At 46.8% G+C, this 22361-nt stretch carries 20 protein-coding genes; 9 read left to right on the plus strand and 11 right to left on the minus strand.

Going from position 1 to position 22361, the window contains the following annotated elements; all coding sequences use genetic code 11:
- Positions 1 to 20: 20 nt before the first annotated feature.
- From recD to AZH43_RS11075, 4 genes are all read left to right on the plus strand, one after another.
- Positions 21 to 1760, plus strand: coding sequence for an exodeoxyribonuclease V subunit alpha (gene recD, locus AZH43_RS11055; protein WP_067669678.1), 1740 nt, complete (start codon positions 21 to 23; stop codon positions 1758 to 1760).
- An 855-nt stretch (positions 1761 to 2615) separates the two neighbouring features.
- Positions 2616 to 2885 (plus strand): 30S ribosomal protein S15, encoded by a 270-nt coding sequence (gene rpsO, locus AZH43_RS11065; RefSeq protein WP_067669627.1) that lies wholly within the window; start codon positions 2616 to 2618, stop codon positions 2883 to 2885.
- A 258-nt stretch (positions 2886 to 3143) separates the two neighbouring features.
- Positions 3144 to 5231, plus strand: coding sequence for a polyribonucleotide nucleotidyltransferase (gene pnp, locus AZH43_RS11070; RefSeq protein WP_171254461.1), 2088 nt, complete (start codon positions 3144 to 3146; stop codon positions 5229 to 5231).
- Positions 5232 to 5329: 98 nt separating this feature from the next.
- Complete coding sequence (locus AZH43_RS11075) at positions 5330 to 6568, plus strand: magnesium transporter CorA family protein (protein WP_067669631.1); 1239 nt, start codon at positions 5330 to 5332, stop codon at positions 6566 to 6568.
- A gap of 438 nt (positions 6569 to 7006) precedes the next feature.
- Here the strand turns inward: AZH43_RS11075 and AZH43_RS11080 are convergent, their stop codons facing one another.
- The 8 genes from AZH43_RS11080 to AZH43_RS11120 form a co-directional block, all read right to left on the minus strand.
- Complete coding sequence (locus AZH43_RS11080; RefSeq protein ID WP_067669633.1) at positions 7007 to 7252, minus strand: YdcH family protein; 246 nt, start codon at positions 7250 to 7252, stop codon at positions 7007 to 7009.
- Positions 7253 to 7340: 88 nt separating this feature from the next.
- Entirely contained in the window at positions 7341 to 7679 is a 339-nt protein-coding gene (locus AZH43_RS11085; RefSeq protein ID WP_067669635.1) for a chaperone modulator CbpM, read from the minus strand.
- An 11-nt stretch (positions 7680 to 7690) separates the two neighbouring features.
- Entirely contained in the window at positions 7691 to 8659 is a 969-nt protein-coding gene (locus tag AZH43_RS11090) for a DnaJ C-terminal domain-containing protein (RefSeq protein WP_067669637.1), read from the minus strand.
- A 153-nt stretch (positions 8660 to 8812) separates the two neighbouring features.
- Positions 8813 to 9277 (minus strand): DUF2147 domain-containing protein, encoded by a 465-nt coding sequence (locus AZH43_RS11095; RefSeq protein WP_067669642.1) that lies wholly within the window; start codon positions 9275 to 9277, stop codon positions 8813 to 8815.
- 175 nt (positions 9278 to 9452) lie between these two features.
- The gene (locus AZH43_RS11100; protein ID WP_067669643.1) at positions 9453 to 9902 is read right to left on the minus strand and encodes a DUF2147 domain-containing protein; all 450 of its coding nucleotides are present in this window, start codon (positions 9900 to 9902) and stop codon (positions 9453 to 9455) included.
- Between the two features lie 571 nt (positions 9903 to 10473).
- Positions 10474 to 11349, minus strand: a complete 876-nt coding sequence (gene hslO, locus AZH43_RS11110) for an Hsp33 family molecular chaperone HslO (RefSeq protein ID WP_067669645.1) — start codon at positions 11347 to 11349, stop codon at positions 10474 to 10476.
- 50 nt (positions 11350 to 11399) lie between these two features.
- Positions 11400 to 13244: a monovalent cation:proton antiporter-2 (CPA2) family protein gene (locus AZH43_RS11115; protein WP_067669646.1), complete on the minus strand. Its 1845-nt coding sequence runs from the start codon at positions 13242 to 13244 to the stop codon at positions 11400 to 11402.
- 64 nt (positions 13245 to 13308) lie between these two features.
- Positions 13309 to 15531 carry a primosomal protein N' gene (locus tag AZH43_RS11120; protein ID WP_067669647.1) on the minus strand — a complete coding sequence of 741 codons (2223 nt, stop codon included), beginning with the start codon at positions 15529 to 15531 and terminating at the stop codon, positions 13309 to 13311.
- Between the two features lie 151 nt (positions 15532 to 15682).
- Here AZH43_RS11120 and gspF point away from each other — a divergent pair, with 151 nt between their 5' ends.
- The 4 genes from gspF (at position 15683) to AZH43_RS11140 (ending at position 18669) form a co-directional block, all read left to right on the plus strand.
- Positions 15683 to 16888 (plus strand): type II secretion system inner membrane protein GspF, encoded by a 1206-nt coding sequence (gene gspF, locus AZH43_RS11125; protein ID WP_067669648.1) that lies wholly within the window; start codon positions 15683 to 15685, stop codon positions 16886 to 16888.
- 81 nt (positions 16889 to 16969) lie between these two features.
- The gene (gspG, locus tag AZH43_RS11130) at positions 16970 to 17473 is read left to right on the plus strand and encodes a type II secretion system major pseudopilin GspG (RefSeq protein ID WP_067669649.1); all 504 of its coding nucleotides are present in this window, start codon (positions 16970 to 16972) and stop codon (positions 17471 to 17473) included.
- A gap of 283 nt (positions 17474 to 17756) precedes the next feature.
- On the plus strand, positions 17757 to 18092 hold the full coding sequence (locus tag AZH43_RS11135; protein WP_067669650.1) for a hypothetical protein: 336 nt from the start codon (positions 17757 to 17759) through the stop codon (positions 18090 to 18092).
- Between the two features lie 238 nt (positions 18093 to 18330).
- Positions 18331 to 18669 (plus strand): tRNA-binding protein, encoded by a 339-nt coding sequence (locus AZH43_RS11140; RefSeq protein WP_067669653.1) that lies wholly within the window; start codon positions 18331 to 18333, stop codon positions 18667 to 18669.
- Between the two features lie 85 nt (positions 18670 to 18754).
- Here AZH43_RS11140 and lnt read toward each other — a convergent pair whose 3' ends face one another.
- The gene (lnt, locus tag AZH43_RS11145; protein ID WP_067669654.1) at positions 18755 to 20314 is read right to left on the minus strand and encodes an apolipoprotein N-acyltransferase; all 1560 of its coding nucleotides are present in this window, start codon (positions 20312 to 20314) and stop codon (positions 18755 to 18757) included.
- Entirely contained in the window at positions 20311 to 21150 is an 840-nt protein-coding gene (locus AZH43_RS11150) for an HlyC/CorC family transporter (RefSeq protein WP_067669655.1), read from the minus strand. Before AZH43_RS11150 ends, lnt begins: the two co-directional genes overlap by 4 nt.
- A 257-nt stretch (positions 21151 to 21407) precedes the next feature.
- Here AZH43_RS11150 and tusA point away from each other — a divergent pair, with 257 nt between their 5' ends.
- Positions 21408 to 21665, plus strand: coding sequence for a sulfurtransferase TusA (tusA, locus tag AZH43_RS11155; RefSeq protein ID WP_067669680.1), 258 nt, complete (start codon positions 21408 to 21410; stop codon positions 21663 to 21665).
- A 139-nt stretch (positions 21666 to 21804) separates the two neighbouring features.
- On the opposite strand, the gene AZH43_RS11160 is transcribed toward tusA, so the two are convergent.
- Positions 21805 to 22361 (minus strand): 4Fe-4S dicluster domain-containing protein (locus AZH43_RS11160; protein ID WP_227509812.1); only part of this gene is annotated, 557 nt, incomplete at its 5' end.

Here is a 22361-nt window from a genome sequence, read left to right on the forward strand (position 1 = left end):
AATCACCTAAACGCTTGAATATGCAGGCTTGGACTAAAAGCTTGGTTCAGCTGCATATTTCAGCGGATGCACAAGCGCCTGCGGCTGAGCTGATTGAGGCGGTTTTTCAGGCGATCGAGCAGGGCGACAGCTGTATTGAGTGTACCGTGCATCAGGCGCAGCAGCTGCAGGGTTTGAGCGCTCATTCAGGCAATGCATCAGCGCAAGCAATCGCGCCTTTTGTCTTTGAGGAGCCGCATTTGTATTTGTACCGCTATTGGGCTTTGGAACATCAGCTGGCGCAGTCCGTGTCACTATTTAAACAGCAGAAAATTCCCGCTGTCAGTTTGACTGAACAGCATATGGCGCTGTTAACCGATGTGCAGCAGCAGCGGGCTTTGCAGATGGTCGCGACGCAGGGGCTGAGTATTATTACCGGAGGCCCAGGAACCGGAAAAACCTATACTTTGGCGCGGATTATTGCTGTGCTGCACCAGGACAATCCTGAAATCCGCATTGCCATGGCGGCCCCGACAGGCAAAGCTGCGCAGCGCATGAAGGAAGCGCTGCAGAATTCTTTTAATGATGCCAAGCTGCAGAGTTTGGTGACTGAACATTTAACCCGCTTAACCCCCATCACGATTCACCGCTTGCTGGGTTTAGGAGAAGATCAGCGCCCGCGGTTTCATGCCAAACGCCCACTGCCGTTTGATGTGATTGTGGTGGATGAAGCCTCGATGCTGGATCTGAATTTAGCGCAGATGCTGTTCGCCGCCACAGCGCCGCAGACCCGCTTGATTCTTTTAGGTGACGCCAATCAGCTGGCATCTGTTGATGTCGGTTCGGTGCTGGCGGATTTACAGCAGGTGCAGGAACTTGCAAAGAACAGGGTCAACTTAGTCACCAGCCACCGTTTTGATGGGGAAAAGCTGATTGGCCGCATGGCGGATTTTATTCAGCAGAATGCCGAAGAGCAGGATGTGCTGGCGCGCTTTGAACAGCGGATTGCGCCGGCAGGCCTGCTGCAGGCCGTTGAATTGATTCAAGATATGCAGGATGTTGTTCAGCTCCAGTATTTGCCGGAAACGATACAGGCGCAGCAGCAAAGCTGGCCTGCCTATTACGATCAGCTGATGCTGGGATTTGAAGCCTATGTCAATGCTTTGGTGACATATTTAGCCTTTGAGCGTGATGAACCGCCGATTGAAGCCGTGATTAAGCACTTTGATGATTACCGGATTCTGGCTGCTGTACGTCATGGATATTTAGGCCTGGCAGCCCTGAATGAGCAGATTGAAGAGCGCATATTAAAGCAGACCATGCAGGTGAAAGCCGGCGAATGGTATACCGGCCGTCCAGTGATGATGACATATAACGATTACCAGCTGGGTTTGTCCAATGGCGATATCGGCATATGTTTTGGACAACGGCGGAATGGAAAAATGCAGTTTTCTGTATATTTTCCCAGCCTGCAGAAATGGGTGGCCGCTGCGCGCTTGCCGAAAAATATCGAGACCGCTTTTGCCATGACCATTCATAAGTCGCAAGGGTCCGAATTTCGCCATACGGCTGTGGTATTGGATACCGGCGCGATGCAATTGCTGAGTAAAGAATTGATTTATACCGCGATCACCCGTGCAAAAAAAGCCGTCAGCATTTTGGCGGCGCCTTCTTCACTGGCTGCGGCCATGACGGTGAAAACGGCCAGAAGAAGCGGCTTATCCCGACAGATTACGCATAAAATTGGCACATTATGCCAAGAGCGTGAAACATTCATGTAAGTAATTTCTTACATCATTTCGAGAAATTTGCGCATAGAGCTTTGTTTCAGTTTCTGAGAAGATGGCTTCACACAATAAAACACTCAATATGGAATGTTGAGTACAATCGCAAAAATATAATAATAACGTCAAAAGACAGCGAACTTACAGTGAAGTAAGTAAAGAGGAAACTTACAGCCGCTAAGCCTTGCAGTTTTGGGAGAGACTGCAGGGCTTTTTTATGCCTGTAAAATAGTTCAGATGCATGGAAAATTATGAATGGCATTTTTTTTTGTAAGAAAAAGCTTACAAATAGATGCGAAAAAGGCGACTTTTTTTACATGGCCTTTGTGGCAAAATCTACCACATAAGGAAATGCTTAGTTAAAACATGGAATGTTTAGCTAAAAGACGCGGAAAGCGCTAAAAAACACAATAAATAATAAAACTATAATTAAAAAAGAAGAAACTACAGCGCAAAAAAGCCCGAGCTCTGCTCGGGCTTTTTCTATCTTGCATCATAACGACACTTGAATATTGGCAAAAAATATCATTGGTTCAAGTGTCTTTCAGAAATTCCAGCCGCATTTCTGCGACCGTTTTATTTTAGCCGCGCCTTATGCACAGATGATTGAAATTGTTTTAAATAAATATTTTGCAAGGCTGGGTTTAGCAGGCAACCCGTTGATGATTCAGGATTGTACAGTTGTTGATCATCGGGCTTTATTCAAAAAACGGCTATCTATTTTTGCAATCAGGCTGTTTTTCCCTTAATATAATGCACTTGCTGTAGTGATGCACGGCAGTCAAATTGGTTTTGAAGAATCAATTTGATTTGTATCAAATGTAACTTAATTAAGCATCTCGGAGAAATCGAATGGCTTTAACAAACGCAGATCGCGCAGAGATCATCGCTAAATTTGCCCGCGCTGAAAACGACACTGGTTCACCAGAAGTTCAAGTAGCTCTTTTAACTGGTCAAATCAATGATTTGCAAGGTCACTTTAAAGAACATAAACACGACCACCATAGCCGTCGCGGTCTAATCCGTATGGTTAACCAGCGTCGTAAGCTTCTTGATTACCTTAAAGGTAAAGATGCTACTCGTTACAGCGCATTGATCGCTGCTTTAGGTTTACGTCGTTAATTCGATTTAAACTTTTATTTTCGGATTATTGCATGCTGAATGCTGTATTGCTGAAAACTAAAGTCTATCCGGCCTTGGCTGGATAATTGAGAAGGGGCGATGATTCGCTCCTTCTTTGCGTCTTAAAATCATTTTTTTATACTCTGGTGAGGTCGGCTTCTAAGCTTTGTCATTTAAAACTTTGTTGTGAATGCCAAACCTTAGGGGTCTCCACTAGAATAATTGTTCACAAGAACTAGGAAAAAATAAAACATGTCGATGTTTAATATTATTCGTAAAGAATTTCAGTACGGTCAGCACCAAGTTGTTTTAGAAACAGGCCGTGTTGCACGTCAAGCGAACACTGTTGTGATTACGATGGGCGGTGTAACTGTACTGGTTGCAATTGTCGCTCAGCCAAAAGCAAAAGCAGGTCAAGACTTCTTCCCATTGACTGTTAACTACCAAGAAAAACAATATGCAGCTGGCCGTATCCCTGGCGGTTACGGTAAGCGTGAAGGCCGTGCGTCTGAAGCTGAAACTTTAATTTCGCGTCTGATTGACCGTCCAATCCGCCCGTTGTTCCCAGAAGGCTACTTCAACGAAATTCAAGTCACTGCGACAGTTATTTCTTCTGACAAAACGATGGATGCTGACATTGCTGCAATGTTGGGTACATCTGCCGCTATGTCAATTGCCGGCACGCCGTTCCGCGGTCCGATCGGCGGCGCGCGCGTTGGCTTGATCAACGGCGAATACATTCTGAACCCGAATCATGAACAATTAAAAGAATCTGACCTTGACCTTGTGGTTGCAGGTACAGAGTCTGCAGTTCTGATGGTTGAGTCTGAAGCGAAAGAACTTTCTGAAGACCAAATGCTGGGCGCTGTGCTTTTCGGCCATGACGAAATGCAGATTGCGATTCAAGCAATTAAAGAATTCGCTGCAGCTGCAGGCGCAGTTGAGTCAACTTGGGTTGCTCCGGTTAAAAACGAAGCGCTTCTTGGTCAATTAAAAGATGCATTTGAAGCGAAAATTTCTGAAGCGTATACGATTGCGGTTAAGCAAGACCGTTATGCAGCGCTTGATGCGCTTTATGCAGAAGCAGTTGCTCAATTCGTGCCAGAAAATGACGAATCAGGTATTGCTGACGAAGTAAACGAATTATTCGAAGACTTAAAATACCGCACAGTTCGTGACAACATTTTGTCAGGTAAACCGCGTATTGACGGCCGTGATACAAAAACTGTCCGTGGCCTAGACGTACAAGTGGGCGTATTGAACCGTGCTCACGGTTCTGCATTGTTCACACGCGGTGAAACTCAAGCGTTGGTTACAACTACACTTGGCAATACACGCGATGCGTTGATGGTGGATACCCTTGCCGGTACTAAAACTGACAACTTCATGCTGCATTACAACTTCCCTGCATACTCTGTAGGCGAAACTGGCCGTGAATCTGGTCCTAAGCGCCGTGAAATCGGTCATGGCCGTCTAGCGCGCCGCGGTGTTCAAGCAGTTCTTCCTGCAGCTGACCGCTTCCCGTACGTGATCCGTATCGTATCTGACATCACTGAATCTAACGGTTCATCTTCAATGGCTTCTGTATGCGGCGCTTCACTATCGCTTATGGATGCAGGTGTTCCGCTTAAAGCGCCAGTTGCCGGTATCGCAATGGGTCTAGTAAAAGAAGGCGAGCGTTTCGCAGTTCTTTCTGACATCTTGGGTGATGAAGATCACCTTGGCGACATGGACTTTAAAGTAGCAGGTTCTGCCAATGGTATTACTGCGCTTCAAATGGACATCAAGATCGAAGGCATCACTGAAGAGATCATGGAAGTTGCATTGAACCAAGCGTATGCAGGCCGTATGCATATCCTGAATGCAATGAACCAAGTGATTTCACGCGCCCGCCCTGAAATTTCTATGCATGCGCCGACTTTCCAAGTCATCAACATCAACCCTGACAAGATCCGTGACGTGATCGGTAAAGGCGGTGCAACAATCCGCGCGATTACTGAAGAAACTAAAGCGGCGATTGATATTGAAGACAACGGTACAGTTCGCGTATTTGGTGAAACTAAAGCGGCGGCTTCTGCTGCTGTAGCGAAAATCCAAGCGCTGACTGCTGAAATTGAACCAGGTACACTGTACGTTGGTAAAGTGATCCGTATCGTTGAATTCGGCGCATTTGTAAACATCCTTCCGGGTACTGACGGCCTGCTTCACATTTCTCAAATCTCTAACGAACGCATTGCGAACGTTTCAGATGTATTGAAAGAAGGTCAAGAAGTTAAAGTACAAGTTGCGGATGTAGACAACCGCGGCCGTATTAAATTGACAATGAAAGACATTGAACAAGCTTAATTGCCTGATGTTTTGAATTTGTAATAAAAAAAGCCTGCTTGATGCAGGCTTTTTTTATGGCATGATGCAGGGAAGGAAATACAAATAATAATGGGCCCATGCAAATTTATTCATTTTTCCAGCAGCCGGCGGACAAACATATCTATGTGCAGAAAGGCTGTTTAGATGCATCCGCAGAACCTGAATTTATCTGGATAGACTGCACCCGTGAAGATGTGGTAAACCGTGCGGAAGCGTGGCAGCGGGAAATTGCTGAACAAACTTCAGTATGGCTGAATGAATATCACCTTAAAGATATTTTAAATTTAGAGCACCCTTGCGCTTTTGACACCATGGATGATTATGATCTGCTGGTTTTCAGGAAACTGATTACCCCTGATGATGAAATTAAAATTGGCGAAAAAGCGTTGGAGCAGCATGAGCGTGTTTTTGGGCTGGCCACAACGCCCATCAGCTTTATTATTACACCGCAAGCGCTGATTACCGTTCGGGAAAAAGGCAACAAGGCGGTAGAAAATTATCTGCAGCGAATAAATGCCATTTTAGCCCGCAATGCCGATGAGCAGAATAAAACTAAAAAGCTGCCGCTGACCACCCTTGATCTTACACTGCGGCTGCTAAACAGCATGGTGGATGGCTATTTGGATTTGCGCATGCCATTAACCCGCCGTGTAGAATACTGGCAGCAGGAACTGCTGCAGGGCCATCGCCGGTTCAGCAAATGGCAGCAGCTGCTGCAGGAAAACATGGCATTCCAGCAAGTTGAAAATTTGTGCGAAGAGCAAATTGAGTGCCTGCAGGAGCTGCGTGATGAAATTGTCGATAATTACCCGCATTTAAAAGGTAAAAAGAAAACAGAACGGCAGGATATTATGCTGGTGCGGATGGATGATTTAAGCAGCCATATCGAACGGATTCAAAAACATACCATTCGCCTGCGGGGTGCAGTGCAGTCAGCCATTGATTTGCATTTTTCAGCGATTGCGAATCAGACCAATGAAAATATGCGGATTCTTGCGATTATTACAGCCGTATTTGCGCCGCTGACTTTGTTGACTGGGGTCTATGGCATGAATTTTGAGTTCATTCCGGGCTTGAAATCTGAGCAAGGTTTTTGGATCATGCTGGGCATTATGCTGATGACAACCATCCTGCTGATCTATTATTTTTACCGCCGCCATATGGTGGGCCGAGGTGAAAAAAGCGTTATTGATATGCTGGCGCAGCAGCATGAGGACCAGCAGATGAGCCTATTCTGGTTTTTAGATTATGAACCCTTGAAGCAAACGGTTAAAGGCACATTAAAAGAAGTCGAAAAGCTGACCAAATTTAAATAAGCCATGAGCCGTACGTTTTATGCAATATCTATTCGGCGCGAATGCATGCTGTCCTGCTGCCTAAGGCTGAAATGCCGGTATAGCCGGTGATCCTTTGCATGTACTGCAGGTTTGAATAAGAAATTTATAGGGCAGAGGCCTTATTAAAATTTTTCTCAAATAAGCACAGTTATTATTTTGGGCAAGATGATATTGGGCCGAAAGTAGTCGTTTCGGTCATCAAGGGTATGTATTTTCCAATCCGGCATTTGCCATGATCAGGAGAATTTCGGATATGTAACAAGCCTAATACTTAGCGCGGTATATGCTGCGGCAGCTTGAATATAATCTCTATGCCATCTTGGATAAAAGGCAATGAAGACGGGCTGTATTCACATGAAATCTGTTGCTCAGCTGCATTGTATTTAAAGAAATCAAGTAGAACGCAAGCAGATGCGATTAATTTTGCTTGAGTAAATAGTAGATCTCATCCTTGAGTTTAAGTTTTTGCCGCTTCAGGGTTTCTATGTCCGTATTAATTTGATTCACGGGGTTTAATTCAAGCTGGCAGATTTCTCGATCTAACTCTTCATGCCGCTCAAAAAGATGGGCAAAGCGCGGGTTTTCCTCACGCAGCCGATGTATGAGCTCACGGAATTCGGGAAACATGTTTTTCACTTTTTTATTGCATTCTTTGGTTTTCATACGCGTGAACAGTTCTCTCAGATAGATAAAATGAAAAAAATATCCAGCTTCCCCGGCAGCAGGACTGCAGGGAAGAGATAAGCAGAAATCAGTGAGTTTGGAATTGCTGGTGTTTTACTTGGCGCCGCAAGTTTTGCACTTCATCGATTAAATCCAGCATCATGGCCACCGCCGTAAAGCTGGCATCAAAGTCCCGCTGTAAACGGTATGCGCGCCGGGCGCGGGAAATATCATCGCCAAAAAATTGATGGACCCTGCTGTCAGGCCGATTCGGCAAAATGTCATATTCCAGCAACTGAAGCACCCATTCAGGACTTTGTCCGCAGGCTTGGGCAAAATGCTGCAAGTCAAAACTGCGCTGTTCATCGACAATTTCAGTCTGTTCGCAGCCGCTAGATACAATTTCACGGTAATAAATTGTGGTCATGAGGGGACTCCTTAAGGCTGTCTAGGCTTAAATTGCTGAAATGCTTCAGCAAAAGCTTGATATGCCTGCTGCTCTTCTGCATTGTGAGCAGGAGGGTTAACTATATTTAATACCAAATACAAATGCCCGGGGGTTTTATTTGGTATCCCTTTGTCTTTTAAGCGGAGCTGCTGGCCTGTTTTTGCATTCTTCGGCAAACTGACCTGAACCGTGCCGCCATCTAAAGTGCGGACTTGAATGCTTTGGCCCAGCGCAGCTTCCCATGGCGCGACATCGACAGTCATATACACATCTGCGCCATCAGAGCGCAGCCGTTCATTGCTTCTGTAGTGAACTTCAATATACAGATCGCCATGCGCGCCTCCATTGATGCCTGCCTGACCTTGACCGCTTAAGCGGATTTGCTGGCCATCTTTCAATCCTTTTGGAATTTTGACCTGCAGGGTCTTGCGCTGCACTTCGGGTTCGCCATAAGCATTCAGAGTCGGAATCTGCAAGGTAATATTCTGAGATGCGCCCGTGTAGGCAATTTCTAAATCGACCTCAATACTGGCATGCTGGTCTTCGCCTTTATACGGCTGCTTGGTGCGGCGGTCTTGCTGATATTGATAGTGCGCGCCGCCAAAACCTGAACCGAAGCGGCCAAAAAGGTCTTCAAATCCGCTGAAATCCGCTTCCTGAGCGCCGCGGTCAGAGCCATAGCGGTAAAATTTGGCATCATCAAAGCCGCTGTGTCCAGATTGCCCGCCAAACTGGCCGAAACCTTCCGGATGATCGAGCTGAAAATCGTATTCTTGTTTCTTTTCTTGATTGCTGAGGGTGTCATACGCAACATTCAGATCTTGCATGCGGGCTTCGGCATCGGGTTCTTTGCTGACATCCGGATGGTATTTCCGCGCCAATTTTCGATAGGCTTTTTTCAGTTGATCTTGTGTCGCATCACGCGATACGCCAAGTATTTCATAATAATTTTTTGCCATATTCGTTATCGGAACTCTGCTTAATATTGATTATGTTTTAATCAATATATGGGCCTTCACCGAAATGAAACAGTGTTTATTTGATGCATATTGTTTCAAATTATGACAATAAAAAAGGCCTCACATTGAGGCCTTTGAATGCAGCGCTTTAAATCAATATTTTACCCATGTTACGCTGCGGCCGATAACCGAAACGCCAATATAGCCGCGCAAGGTCAGGCGTTTTCCTGTTGCATTCAGTTTTGCCTTGCCCTTATAAATTTTACCGCCGATTGGATCCAGCACTTTTCCATTCACAAATTCATTTGGGTTGCTGGCACTGGCTTGAAAGCCCCAAATAAAAGGCAGGCCAAGAAAAGGCTTGTCTTTTAACGCGCCCGGGCAATGGGAGCAAATAATCTGCTTTTCTGAACCCGGGATATTGCGGGTTTCGACAATAATTCCTTCATAGGTGCCATCTGATTTTTTTCGGATTTCGACATCAGCCCGTGAATATCCAGTGCGGTCATCAATGGTTTTCCATTTGCCGACCAATGGATCATTCACTGCAGCAGCGCTGAATACAGAAATTGAAGACAATAATAATCCGGCCAATAGACCCTTAGAAATGCCCTTCATGCTTTTCCCCATAGCAAATTTATAATTGATTTTAGAGTAGGTGCACTAATCTATAGTTAAAGCTTTTTAAAATCAAATAGATAAATTGATAATTTCATCACGGTTTTGATTTTTTTGTGATGTTTTTCTCAATTGCCCAGACTTTTATCTAAAAATCTGGGCAATTTCATATGCTTCAGTATTTAACCCAAGTTAAATTTCGGCCTACTGCAGCGCCATCCGCCCGGCTGTGTATCAGTAAGTGTTTGCCGCTGTTCATCAGGCGGGCGCGGGCGGTATAGCGCAGGCCGGAATTAGGATCCAGCATTTTGCCGCCAATGTATTCGTGCTGATGCGCTGGGTCGGCGCTTAAGCCCGTCAGCATGGTCATGCCAACCATAGGCATATCTTTTTGAACACCTGTGCATTTTATGCAAATGTCTTGAGCGGCAGTCCCAGGAATTGCCCGGGTGCTGACAATTTTAGCGGAATATTGATTGTCTTTATCTTTGCTGATGATCACATCGGCTAGAGAGTAGCCGGTTTTATCGTCAATTGTTTTCCATGTTCCGAGTAAGGGGTCTGCGGCGGCCCAGGCCGGTAAGTTAAGAGCAAGAAAAACCAACGGAATTAAGCGAAAATGCATGTAGAGGCACTCAAAAATAATGAACTGTTAAAATAAAGGCATAAAAAAAATATGGGTTTAATATATAGTGAAAAGCCATATCAGTTCTAGTTCTTTTTAGTTTAAATATGAATTATTTCAAATAATTGTAATCGCCTGTATCTTTGCTGAAAAAAAGCTGTAAGCCTGATTTTTATTTGAAGATTTGCACAATTCAATACGGAGCTGGAAACATTTCTGCGCAATCAGCCAGTTCCTATCCCGCTTGCTATGCAGGGTCAATATATTGCCGGCATGCGCTTGACGCAGGCTGATGGCCAAAAGGCGGAGAAGCTCAAGATGAGCTGCTAATGCAATTTAGAGTTGAATGGTTTTAAGTTTTTTATGCTTTAAAAATAAAAAATATCGTTGTGATGACGTTGTTTTGGCGAAAATTTTACGGGATCATCAGTAGGACGTACGGTTATAGATCTATTTAAAAGCGCTTTCAGATAGATGTGCTGGCTGTGAGTAGAATGCAGGAAATTTAATTGAATAAAGCATAAAAAAGCACCCTGTTTAGGATGCTTTTTTTAAACGAAGTATTAATGCTTCAGCTGAGATGTTCGCCAAATAAGCCTAATGCTTCTTCAGCGCTAAAACTGTAGTGCGCATTGCAGAATTGGCAGTCCATGCTGATTGGATTTTGATGTTCCAGCGTTTCCCGAACCGCCGCTGCGCCAATTTGCACTAAAGCGTTTGCACAGCGCTCTTTAGAGCAGGTGCAGCCAAAGTTTAAAATTTCGGCTTCCGGCAGGCGGACTTCTTCTTCATTGTATAAGCGGTAGAGAATTTCACTGGTGTCCAGTTCGGTTAACTCTTCGGCTTTTAATGTTTCGGTCAGCATGGTTAAGCGTGGCCACAGGTCTTCATCAACCCGGCGCTGCTCTTCTTCACTGTTGCGCGGCAGCAGCTGAATCAGCAATCCGCCAGAGCGCTCAGCTGTGCTTGCCAGCACAATGCGGGTCGGAATCTGTGCAGACAGATCATAGTATTGCATTAAGCAGCCCGCCAGATTTGGCTGATCCAGCGGCACTATACCTTGATAGCGTTCACCGTGTTCAGGTTCGATATTGATGAAAAGCACTGGATTTTGCAGTGTTTTCAGCACAGTGCTGCTGTTTTCTGCCTGAAGGAAATGCGGATCTTCTTCATAATCGGCCAAAGCGCGCACTTCGCCCAAATGATTGCATTCCGCCATGCCCCACTTGAATGTGCCCGATGCCTGAATTTGCAAGCTGATTCGGCCTTTAATTTTTAATGTGCTGGCCAGCAGCGCGGTCGCGCTCAGCATTTCACCCAATAAAATTTGTACGGCAGGGGCATAGCTGCGCTGCGCCAAAATGGTTTGCAGGGCTTCCTCAAGGTGAACAACTTCACCGCGTACAGGGCTATCTTCAATAAAAAAGCGTTGGCGTAAATCAGACATAAAATTCTCCATAACCCTGCCTTAATGGTGACACTATTGTAAAACACAAGTCATTCAAGATCATCTCTTGTAACATCGATGCGGTCACGCTTGAGTTCTCGCTGTAAATCCACACCGGTATGGGGCTGGCGGATTTGCGTATCGCTTTCGAATAAATGTTCCAGTTCAGCTAAAGCGTTACGATGTGTTTCGTAAACTTTCTGTTCATCGGTGTAAATGTGCTGCTGCTGGGAAAGCAGGGCTTCATCAAAGTCGCGGAACAGTTCAATGCTTTTATACGCATCATCTTCACTGACGCCGACATCGCGCAGCAGATGATAGGCCATGCCCAAAGAAGACAGGTAAGTTTCTCGCCAAATGTGCTCGACCCCGATATCGCGAAGAAGATGAACATGATGGCGGTCGCGGGCACGGACCAGCAATTTTAAAGCGGGATAATTCAAGCGGATATGGCGCGCAACATTCATCGAATCTTCAATGTCGTCAATCGCCAAGACAAAGACTTTGGCATGCTCAATGCCGGCAGCACGCAGGATATCCGGCTGAGCGGCATCGCCATAGTAGAGCTTGCCGCCGTAAGTGCGCACGAAATCGACTTTATCTAAATTGCTGTCAATGGCGGTAAAGGGCTGGTGCTGAATATGCGCGACACGGGCAATAATTTGGCCAAAGCGGCCAAAGCCGGCAATGATAATCGGCGGATGATGATCTGGGATATCGTCATACTGCGGCGCTGCATCGCTTTTTTGCAGGCGCGGTGAAATCACTGAATTCATCAGCCAATAGATCACCGGCGTCAGCACCATGGATAAGGTCACAATTAAGGTCAGCGGCTCCATCATGGCTTGCGTTAAAACTTTTTCACTGACGGCTACGCTCAGCACTACAAATGCAAATTCACCGCCTTGCGCCAGACAGGCAGCCAGCATCAGGCTGTTGCGCCATGATTGCTGGAAATAGCGCGCAATAGCGGCCAAGGACAGCATTTTGACCAGCATCAGCACAACCGCGCCGCCAATAATCAGCATCGGCATATCAATAAACAGCGACAGCTTGGTGGTCATGCCGACGGTCATAAAGAACAGGCCCAGCAGCAATCCCTTGAAGGGCGCAATACTGGCTTCCAGCTCATGGCGGAACTCAGAATCAGCCAGCAACACACCAGTAAGGAAGGCGCCTAAAGTGGTGCTGATTCCGAGAATATCCATTAACCCGACAACGCCTAAAACAATAAATAATCCAACGGCAGTGATCAGTTCATGCGCACCGCTTTTGGCGACAAAGCGGAAAAATGGGCGCATCAGGTAACGGCTGAATAAAAACAGCCCTGTAAATGTGGCCACAATGGCGGCAAAATAGGCAATGCCGTGATGGGTGGATTCTGTGCCGGCGAGCAGGGGAATCAAGGCAATCAGCGGAATCGCCGCCATATCTTGAAACAGCAGGATAGAAAAAGACTGCTGGCCGAAGGTGGTGTTCAGCTGCTGCTTTTCACTCAGCAGCTGCAGAATAAAGGCGGTGGAAGACAGCGCCAAAGCAAAACCGATGACAGTGCTCGCGGCTATGCCCTGCTGCAGGGCAAAGAAACTGATGACCGCCAGCAGAATGCCTGAAATGCCGACTTGCAGGCTGCCCATTACAAAGATGGAATGGCGCATTTCCCACAGGCGCTGCGGACGCAATTCCAGCCCGATAATAAACATCAGCAGAATTACGCCGAAATCGGCCAGTTCCTGAATCGCCACTGCATCGCTGGCAATATTCAGCACATTCGGCCCGAGCAGCATGCCGGTAAATAAATAACCCAATACTGTCGCGATGCCAAAACGCTTCAGCAAAGGCACCAGCAGCAATGAGGCGCCTAAAAAAATGGTGATTTGCAGCAGTAGTGACATGCGTCCGTCCTAGTTCTGTTTCTTTCTATGCAGCGTGAACAGCAGTGCTGAAGGGTAAACCGCTTCAGCTGAGCTCCTGCGGGTCAATGTCTAAGGTTAATTTCATACTGGATGGCTTTTGATGCAGCATGTTCAGCCACCAATGGCGGATATAAAAATGCAGTCTGGCGCGGTCTGCAGACAGCAGCACCATATGCGACTGATAGCGGCCCGCCTTTCGCTCCATTGGCGCAGGAATAGGACCCCAGATATCTACCATATTTTCAGAATTCTGCCTTAAAAGCTGGGCCTGCTGCTGTAAAAAATCTTTATTCAGCGTTTGGTCTTTCGATTCACAGCGGATCAGCGCGGCATAGCGGAAAGGCGGCATCAATGCAGCTTGGCGCTCTTTCAGTGTCTGCTTGGCAAACTGCCGGTAGTCCTCCTGCACTAAAGTGTTCAGCAGCGGGTGTTCTGGACGCAAGGTCTGTAAATATACATCACCTTTGCGTTCACCGCGCCCCGCGCGTCCAGAGACTTGCACCACCAGCTGCGCGGTGCGTTCGGTGGCGCGGAAGTCAACGCTCAGCAGTCCGGAATCAATGTCTAAAATAGCCACCAAAGTTACATAAGGAAAATGATGGCCTTTGGCCAGCATTTGCGTGCCCAGTAAAATAGCCGGCTCGCTCTTTTGGATTTTATCGTAAATCTTCTGCCAGCTACCGACACGGCTGGTTGAATCTCGGTCAACCCGAATCACGTCATAGGCAGGAAACAGTTCATTCAGACTGTCTTCGACTTTGGCGGTTCCCATGCCAATCGGTTTCAGTTCGCTGTGATTGCATTGCGGACAATGGTCAGGCATGCGGTGAATTGTACCGCAATGATGGCAATGCAGATGCTGATAGGGGGTGCGGTGCACGGTAAAATTGGCATCGCAGTGCGGGCATTTGGCCTGCCAGGCGCAGCTCTCGCAGATCAGCACCGGCGCATAGCCGCGCCGGTTTAAAAACACCAGAACCTGCTCTTTTTTGTCCAGACGCTTTTTCATTTCATCCAGCAGCATTTGGCTGATACCGTGCTGCTTCTGCGCGATTTTCAAATCCAGAATATGAATTTTCGGCATCAGTGCGGAGCCCGCGCGCTGATTCAGCTCCAAACAGCTCATTTTGCCATTCTGCACCAGCGCATAGCTGTCGATGCTGGGGGTAGCGGAACCCAGCACCACGGGGCACTGTTCCAGATGGCCGCGGTACAGCGCAATATCCCGTGCATGATAGCGGAAGCCTTCCTGCTGCTTAAAGGACAGGTCATGCTCCTCATCCAGCACTATCAGGCCTAAATTCGGCAGCGGGGTAAAAATGGCAGAGCGGGTGCCTAAAATAATGGAGGCTTTGCCGGTTTGCGCCGCTTGCCAGGCCTGCAGCCGCTTGGAATCATTCAGGCCGGAATGCAGCAGGGCGATATTGCAGTGAAAGCGGGACTGAAAACGGCTGATGGTTTGCGGCGTTAGGCCAATTTCCGGCACCAAGACCAGCACCTGTTTGCCTTGTTTCAGCACTTCTTGCATGACTTGCAGATAAACTTCTGTTTTTCCGCTGCCAGTCAGGCCATCCAGCAGAAAGGCTTGATATTTTTTACGCGCTTTCAGTATGGCCTCAATGGCTTTTTTCTGGTCTGGATTTGCGGTCAGGGGCATTTGCGCCATGCTGACCGGCATGGGGCTGAAATCCTGCGCGTCCAGCACACATTCGCAAATGCCTTTTTTTTCCAGCGCTTTTAATGTTGCTGTCTCGACCCCCGCTAAATTCAGCAAATTTTCTGCCGTGCCTGAAGGGTGCAGCTTTAACACTTTATAGGCTTCCTGCTGACGTTCAGAGCGCTTAATTTTGCTCTCGGCATCAGCATCCAGCAGTTTCCATGTACGCGCCAATAAATTATAAGGCTTGCCTTGGCGCAGCAGTGCAGGCAAAGCGCTTTGAATGACTTCGCCAATGGGGAATTGATAATATTGAGAAGCCCATGTCAGCAAACTTAAAACTTTGCTGTCTAAAATGGCCTGATCATCGAGTAATTCAGTAATGGCTTTGAGTTTTATTGAGGGATCCAGCGGCGCATCCGGCGCCAGTTTATCTGTGATCACCCCGATTAAATTCTGCCGGCCAAACGATACAGCCACCCGTGCGCCAATTTGCGCCTGCTGATACTGCTCAATGCTCAGGCTGTAGTCAAAGCAGTCATACAGGTAGACTGGAACGGCAACGCGAACCCGGTAAACGGGGCTTGGGGCAGAGGCTGAAACTTGCATAAAAAGCTGATGTCATCCTGTTTTAAATTTCGTCGTGATCGAAGGTGAGTTATGCTAGAGTGAGCAAATAATTTATATCTAAGAATATGAATGATTTTGAGGGTTGGGCGCAACTGTGCAGCCCAAATTTTTGGAAAATTAGAGCATTGCAATGCCAGCATATCAGTTTACCGCCATAGATGCTTCAGGGAAGCAGCAGAAGGGTGTGCTAGAAGGTGATTCAGCACGCCAAATCCGTCAGCAGCTGCGCGATAAAGCGCTGATTCCCGTAGCGGTCGATCCTGTAGAGCAAAAAGATAAGCATGCGCAAAACCGCTGGTTTCAAAAAAGCATTACATCTTATGATTTAGCTTTAATGACCCGCCAGCTTTCTGTGCTGGTGGCTGCTTCAATTCCGCTGGAAGAAGCGATCCGCGCGGTGGGCAAGCAAAATGAAAAAGCCCATGTGCAGAATTTATTAATGTCGGTCCGCTCAAAAGTGCTGGAAGGGCATTCTTTAGCGAATGCGCTCAGCCAAGCCGGGCGGTTTCCCGAATTATATATTGCGACGATTGCCGCCGGCGAGCGTTCAGGCCATCTTGATCTGATTCTGGATCAGCTGGCGGATTACACTGAAAACCGTTTTGCCATGCAGAAGAAAGTGCAGGGCGCGATGATTTATCCGGTCATTCTGATGCTGATGTCATTCGCAATTGTCATGGGGCTGATGACATATGTAGTGCCGGATATTGTCAAAACTTTTGATCAGGACAAAGGCGCATTGCCATGGATTACTGTCGCATTAATGAATGCCAGTGATTTTATCCGCGTGGCGTGGCCATTCCTGCTGGCTGGTGCAGCGCTCGGTTTTTTCTTATTGGCGCGCTTTCTGCGGACGGCTGCAGGACATTATGCATTTGACCGTTTAACGCTGAGGCTGCCTTTATTCAGCAAACTGTCTAAAGGCATTAATGCAGCGCGTTTTGCCAGTACACTGTCAATTTTAACCAAGTCCGGTGTGCCGCTGGTCGATGCATTGAAAATTGGCGCCGCAGTCAGCAATAACTGGGTGATCCGCGATTCCGTCAATTTAGCCGCTGAAAAAGTCACTGAAGGCGGCAACTTGGCGACACAGCTGGAGCGCAGTGGTTATTTCCCGCCAATGATGGTACAAATGATCCGAAGCGGCGAGGCTTCTGGGGAGCTGGACCGCATGCTGGAACGCGCATCAGACATGCAGGATCGGGAAGTCACGACGCTGATTTCAACCTTGCTGGCGCTATTGGAACCGCTGATGCTGGTGCTGATGGCAAGCATCGTTTTGGTTATTGTGATTGCGGTCATGCTGCCAATTGTGAACATGAATAATATGATTTAAATAAACTTTGCGTAAAATTTCCAATAATGGAAAGCCAGATCGGCTTTCTGCTAAATGCAACATACCAATGAGAGACATGGAATGAAAAGGACGGAACTTGCCGTGAATGAAATCCGCACCACAAGCACAGCTTTCGGACTTGCGGCACGTATGGGCAGCACTCGAGTGAATCGCGCTTCAGGCTTTACCTTAATTGAAGTGATGGTCGTGATTGTGATTCTTGGTGTTTTGGCGGCGTTGATTGTGCCGAACGTCATGGGCCGCGGTGAAAAAGCCAAAGTGGATACCACTGAAATAACCTTAAAAAGCGTAGCTGGCGCTTTGGATCAGTACAAAATGGATAACGGCAAGTTTCCATCAATGCAGGATGGCGGTTTAGGCGCGTTGGTGAATAAGCCAGAATCTGCCAAAAATTGGCTGCCGGGCGGATATGTGAAGGGCGGATATCCGAAAGACAGCTGGGAAAATGATGTTCAGTATGTGATTCCAGGCGCGGAAGGCCGCCCGTATGACCTCTATTCATTCGGTGCAGATGGGCAGTCTGGCGGAGAGGGCAATGATGCAGATATTTTTTATAAGCATTAATTGAGAATAATTATTTATTCAGTTTTAATGGAATAAAACACTTCACTTAATAGGTTGTTTCAATGTTGAGTGAAGTGATAATCAATCTTGATTAATATTTATAATATAAAATATTGAAAAATAAAACTATTTAATAATAATTCTATTTGATATTTATAATAAGAATTATTCCCAAAATTATTGATTACAATAATCGTAAAATATGGAGAAATATAAGCTTTTAATTTGAATAAAACCTTGCATAATATCAGTTATGGCACTTTTTCAGCCATGGGAGGATAGAATGAAAGCATTAATTTTAGAAGATGAAATCAACCAATTTCATTGGGCAATGCTGAAATCTGTTCTTTTAGTTCTCAGCATTCTTCCTGTCAGTCAAGGCATCTTGCATTTATGGCAAAGCACTGAAGGCAGCAGCCAAATCATGGTGGGTTTTTTTGCGATCAGCGTAATGAGCAGCTGGCTGGTTTTGAGTTTTTGGTCGGCGTTAAAAGCGACAGTTGCGCAATTAAGGCAAGAGCAGGAATCTGCGCTTGAACGTACAGCCGTGCAGATCTATCGTTACCTTCCTATGCTGTCCTTGGCTGCGATGATTTCTTATATTGTGGCGCGGCTTTAAGCAAAGGGGCTGCTGGCTATACTTTGCAAGAAATGTGAAAGAGAATCTAAAAAACTGGAGCAATGACTCCAGTTTTTTATGGAGAAAATTACCGGAATCCATTTTTAAATCAGTTGCTTTTAATTGTGCTGAAATTGTCCAGATTGCAGGATGCCTTGTCTGTTTTTGCGCACAGAGACAGCGCCGTCTTTGCTTATACTGAGCATGAATAAAAACCCATGCAGGAGCAATGAAAAGAATGCAGCAAATTGAATGGAATGATTTTGTGAAAGTGGAAATCCGCGCTGGAAGAATTATTCAGGCGGAAGTCTTTGAGCAGGCGCGCAAGCCCGCCTATATTTTACATGTGGATTTTGGCCAAGAGCTGGGGATTAAAAAATCCAGCGCGCAAATCACGCAGCTGTATCAGCCGGAACAATTGGTGGGGAAATTGGTCGCTGCTGTGGTGAATTTTCCGAAAAAACAAATTGGCCCAATTCAGTCTGAATGCTTAGTCACGGGGTTTCATAATGCAGATGGCCACGTAGCGCTGTGCGTGCCGGATGCAGAAGTACCGTTGGGAACTAAACTGCTTTGAAGCCCAGCGCTGTAAAATAAAAAACCGAGCAGATGCTCGGTTTTTTAATTCTTTGGATTTCATGCCGTTTTAGGCTGGCAGCCAATTATCTGCGGGATTTAAACGATACGTCGACTTTGCGCGGGCGGTAAATCCAGCCAATAATCAGCAGCAAGAGCGAGAACGCTAAAATTGGCCAGTCGCTGAGGCGCATATACAGGGTTTCCCCTTGCATTGCCGGCAGATTGCCCCGCAGTACAGCTTCTTGATCGATAGGCGCCTGTTTGACAATATGTCCATGATGGTCAATAAATGCAGTGACGCCTGTATTGGTGGCGCGGATAAACCAGCGGCCATTCTCTTTGGCGCGCATTTGCACCATTTGCAGATGCTGCCAAGGGCCGGCAGTGCCGGTAAACCATGCATCGTTCGATACTGTCACTAAGAAGTCGCTTTGCTGCGCATTGCGCCGTGTCAGATTCGGATAAGCCACTTCGTAACAAATCGCCGCGCCTAAATCATGATGCTTCACAGACAAAGGCTTCTGGTCACTTGCACCGCGGGAAAAACCGCTCATTGAAGGGTCGTTCTGCAAAGCCGGAAGCACCCAGCTGAGCAAGCCAGACAAAGGAATATATTCACCGAACGGCACTAAGCGCTGCTTCTTGTATAAGCCTTGAGATTGGTCGCCTGTTGCCATAATACTGTTGTAATACATCGGCTGGCCCGCATGTTCCGACTCAGGCAAATCCCAGTAAGGAATGCCGGTGACCCAAGCGGTACCGGTTTTCTTTGCCTGTGCATTCATGGCATCTAAAAATGGTTCAATGTCGGTTTGGAACAGCGGAATTGACGATTCCGGCCAAACGATGAGGTCACGGCCCCATTCAGTCCGGCTCAGCTGCGCATAGATCATTAGCGTTTTGGTCTGATATTCGGTCAGCCATTTTAAGTCCTGCGGAATATTGCCTTGAATCAGTGAAACCGTTAATGGCTTTTCGGCTTTCTGCTCAACAAAGGTCAGCTGGGAAGCTCCCCAGGCGCCGAGGAGCAAAACAGCCGCAGGCACAATCCAAAACACTTTTCTATTCAGAATTTCAACCAGTGCGCAGGCCAAAATAATGACGGCGAAAGAAACCCCGAATACGCCAAATAATGGAGCATAGCTGTCTAAATAGCGCTCTGTAAAAGCATAACCGGCAAATAGCCAAGGAAAACCGGTAAAAACCCAAGTTTTGGCCCATTCAAACAATACCCACAGCGGGGCAAAGGTGAGCGGCGTTTCTGGGAAAAAACGCCGGTAAAGCCAAGTTTGCACGGCGGTGAATAGCCCCATGACTAGCGCCATGACGGCAATCATCAAGACACTTAAAAATGAATTGGTGTCGCCGTAGACATGAATGGAAGTATACAGCCAGAATGCGCCGACAAACCACAGACCGATGCCATATGACCAGCCAATGGCGAAAGCTTGCTTTGCTGTGCGCTTACGCAGGCAGGCGTACAGCAGCGCAGGGGATAGAATCGCCAGCCACCAGTAATAATAAGGCGCCAGCGCAAAACTGAAAACTGCGCCGGAAAACAGCGCAATCAGCAAAGGGTAAATTAAAGGGAGCTGTTTTTGTTGTTCTGCAGGATTTAACAGTTTGTTAAAATAGGTTCTCATTTACGGACAGCTCGAATCAGATGAATAGTGCGCGCATCTGCCTCCAGAATTGTAAATTCCCAATTTTCAAGTTCAATGACCTGACCTTGCAAATCGCTCACTAGACCAATTTCCTGAAGCAAAAGACCGCCGACAGTTTCTACTTCATCGTCAGAAAAATCTGCATCTAAAACATTGTTGAAGTGTTCAATTGGTGTAAGCGCCTGAACCAGCCAGGTATCTGCTGTTTTCGGGTCTGCGTCAGGAATAATGAATTCAGCTTCTTCATCGATGTTGTCGTGCTCATCTTCAATTTCACCGACAATTTCTTCTAAAATGTCTTCAAGCGTGACTAAGCCTGAAGTTGTACCGTACTCATCGATGACCACGGCAATATGAGTCTGGGTATTTTTCAGCATACGCAAGACTTGATCTGAGCGGGCGCTTTCAGGGACAAACAGCGGCTGGCGCATCAGCGCGCGGACATCGACTTTAGAACTGCGGTCCGTTAAGAACGGCAGCAAGTCTTTAGCCAGTAGAATGCCCACGACATTATCGGGCTGATCTGATGAAAATACCGGAAAGCGTGAATGCGCCGATTCAATCAGCACATGCAGAATATCCAGCAGTTCATCATCTTCCTGAAGGCTGATCATGGCTGTGCGCGGGGTCATGACCTCACGGATTTTTGTTGCAGGAAGGTCAAGCACGCCTTCAAGCATTGCAACAGTATCGGGTTCTAAAAAACGACGTGAATCTTGTACTAATTTTAACAGTTCATCGCGGGTTTCCGGCGCAGTGCCTAGCCATTTACGTAAGCCGCGCATGCCCCACGATGGGCCTGATTCCTCGTTCATGATCTTTCCTGAAGACGCTTAATATCTAAAAAAATGTGATTTTATCATACCGTAGAAAATACAGTTGTCTATGCCTATTCCAAAGGGAATTCTGAATGTTCAGATCAAAATGGCATAAGCGGCGGATGGCAGCCGGCAGATCAAAAAAATGAACAATCAAGATGCCAGTTTATTGCGCGCTCCACGCCGCGTCCCTGCTGCTGAATTTAGCGCAGGCTATGTTAAACTAGGCGGATTTTCTTCTTCCGAGCTGCATGATGTCCGAACCTGCAATTACCCCGAGCATTCAGTTAAACACTCGCGGCCTGCGCTGCCCCGAGCCAGTGATGATGCTGCATCAGGCGATCCGTAAGTCAAAGTCTGGGGATGTGGTCGAAGTCTTTGCAACCGATAATTCAACATCTTGGGATATCCCAAAATTCTGCATGCATTTAGGGCATGAACTTTTGCTGCAGGAAGAGCGTTTGGATGAAAAAGGCAATAAGGAATTTCATTATTTGGTACAGAAGGGTTAAACCTATTTCTCCAATAAAAAAATCCCTGCACTAACGCAGGGATTTTTTTATTGGAGAAATATAATTTATCAGCAGGGCTGGCGATGCAGTTTGCGGCCAGCTCTGCAAGGGCTATCCAAATCACATATTTGGATACCAATTACATATTCGGGTAATTAGGGCCGCCGCCGCCTTCCGGTGTTACCCATGTGATGTTCTGAGACGGATCTTTGATATCGCAAGTTTTGCAGTGCACGCAGTTGGCCGCGTTAATTTGGAAGCGCTTTGAACCGTCGTTCTCTTCCATAATTTCATACACACCGGCCGGGCAGTAGCGCTGAGCAGGCTCATCCCATTTCGGCAAGTTGATATTGACTGGAATAGAAGCATCGGTCAGTTTCAAATGCGCCGGTTGGTTTTCTTCATGCACGGTATTTGAAACAAAAACTGAAGACAAACGGTCAAAAGTCAGCTTGCCATCCGGTTTTGGATAGTTTGGCTTGAAGTTCGCTGCATCAACTGTTTTCAGAGCGCTGAAATCCTGCTGCAAGTCATGCAGCGTGAATGGAACTTTAAAGACATTCTGGTCGATGAAGTTGAACGCGCCGCCCATCCATTGCCCGAATTTGTGCATTGCAGGGCCGCCCCATTTTAAGCGATTCAATTTAATGATTTGGCCCCGATAAAGAGAAAACGCCAGATGATCCAGCATACGGT

It is taken from the genome of Acinetobacter pragensis, assembly GCF_001605895.1.
GTDB lineage: Bacteria > Pseudomonadota > Gammaproteobacteria > Pseudomonadales > Moraxellaceae > Acinetobacter > Acinetobacter pragensis.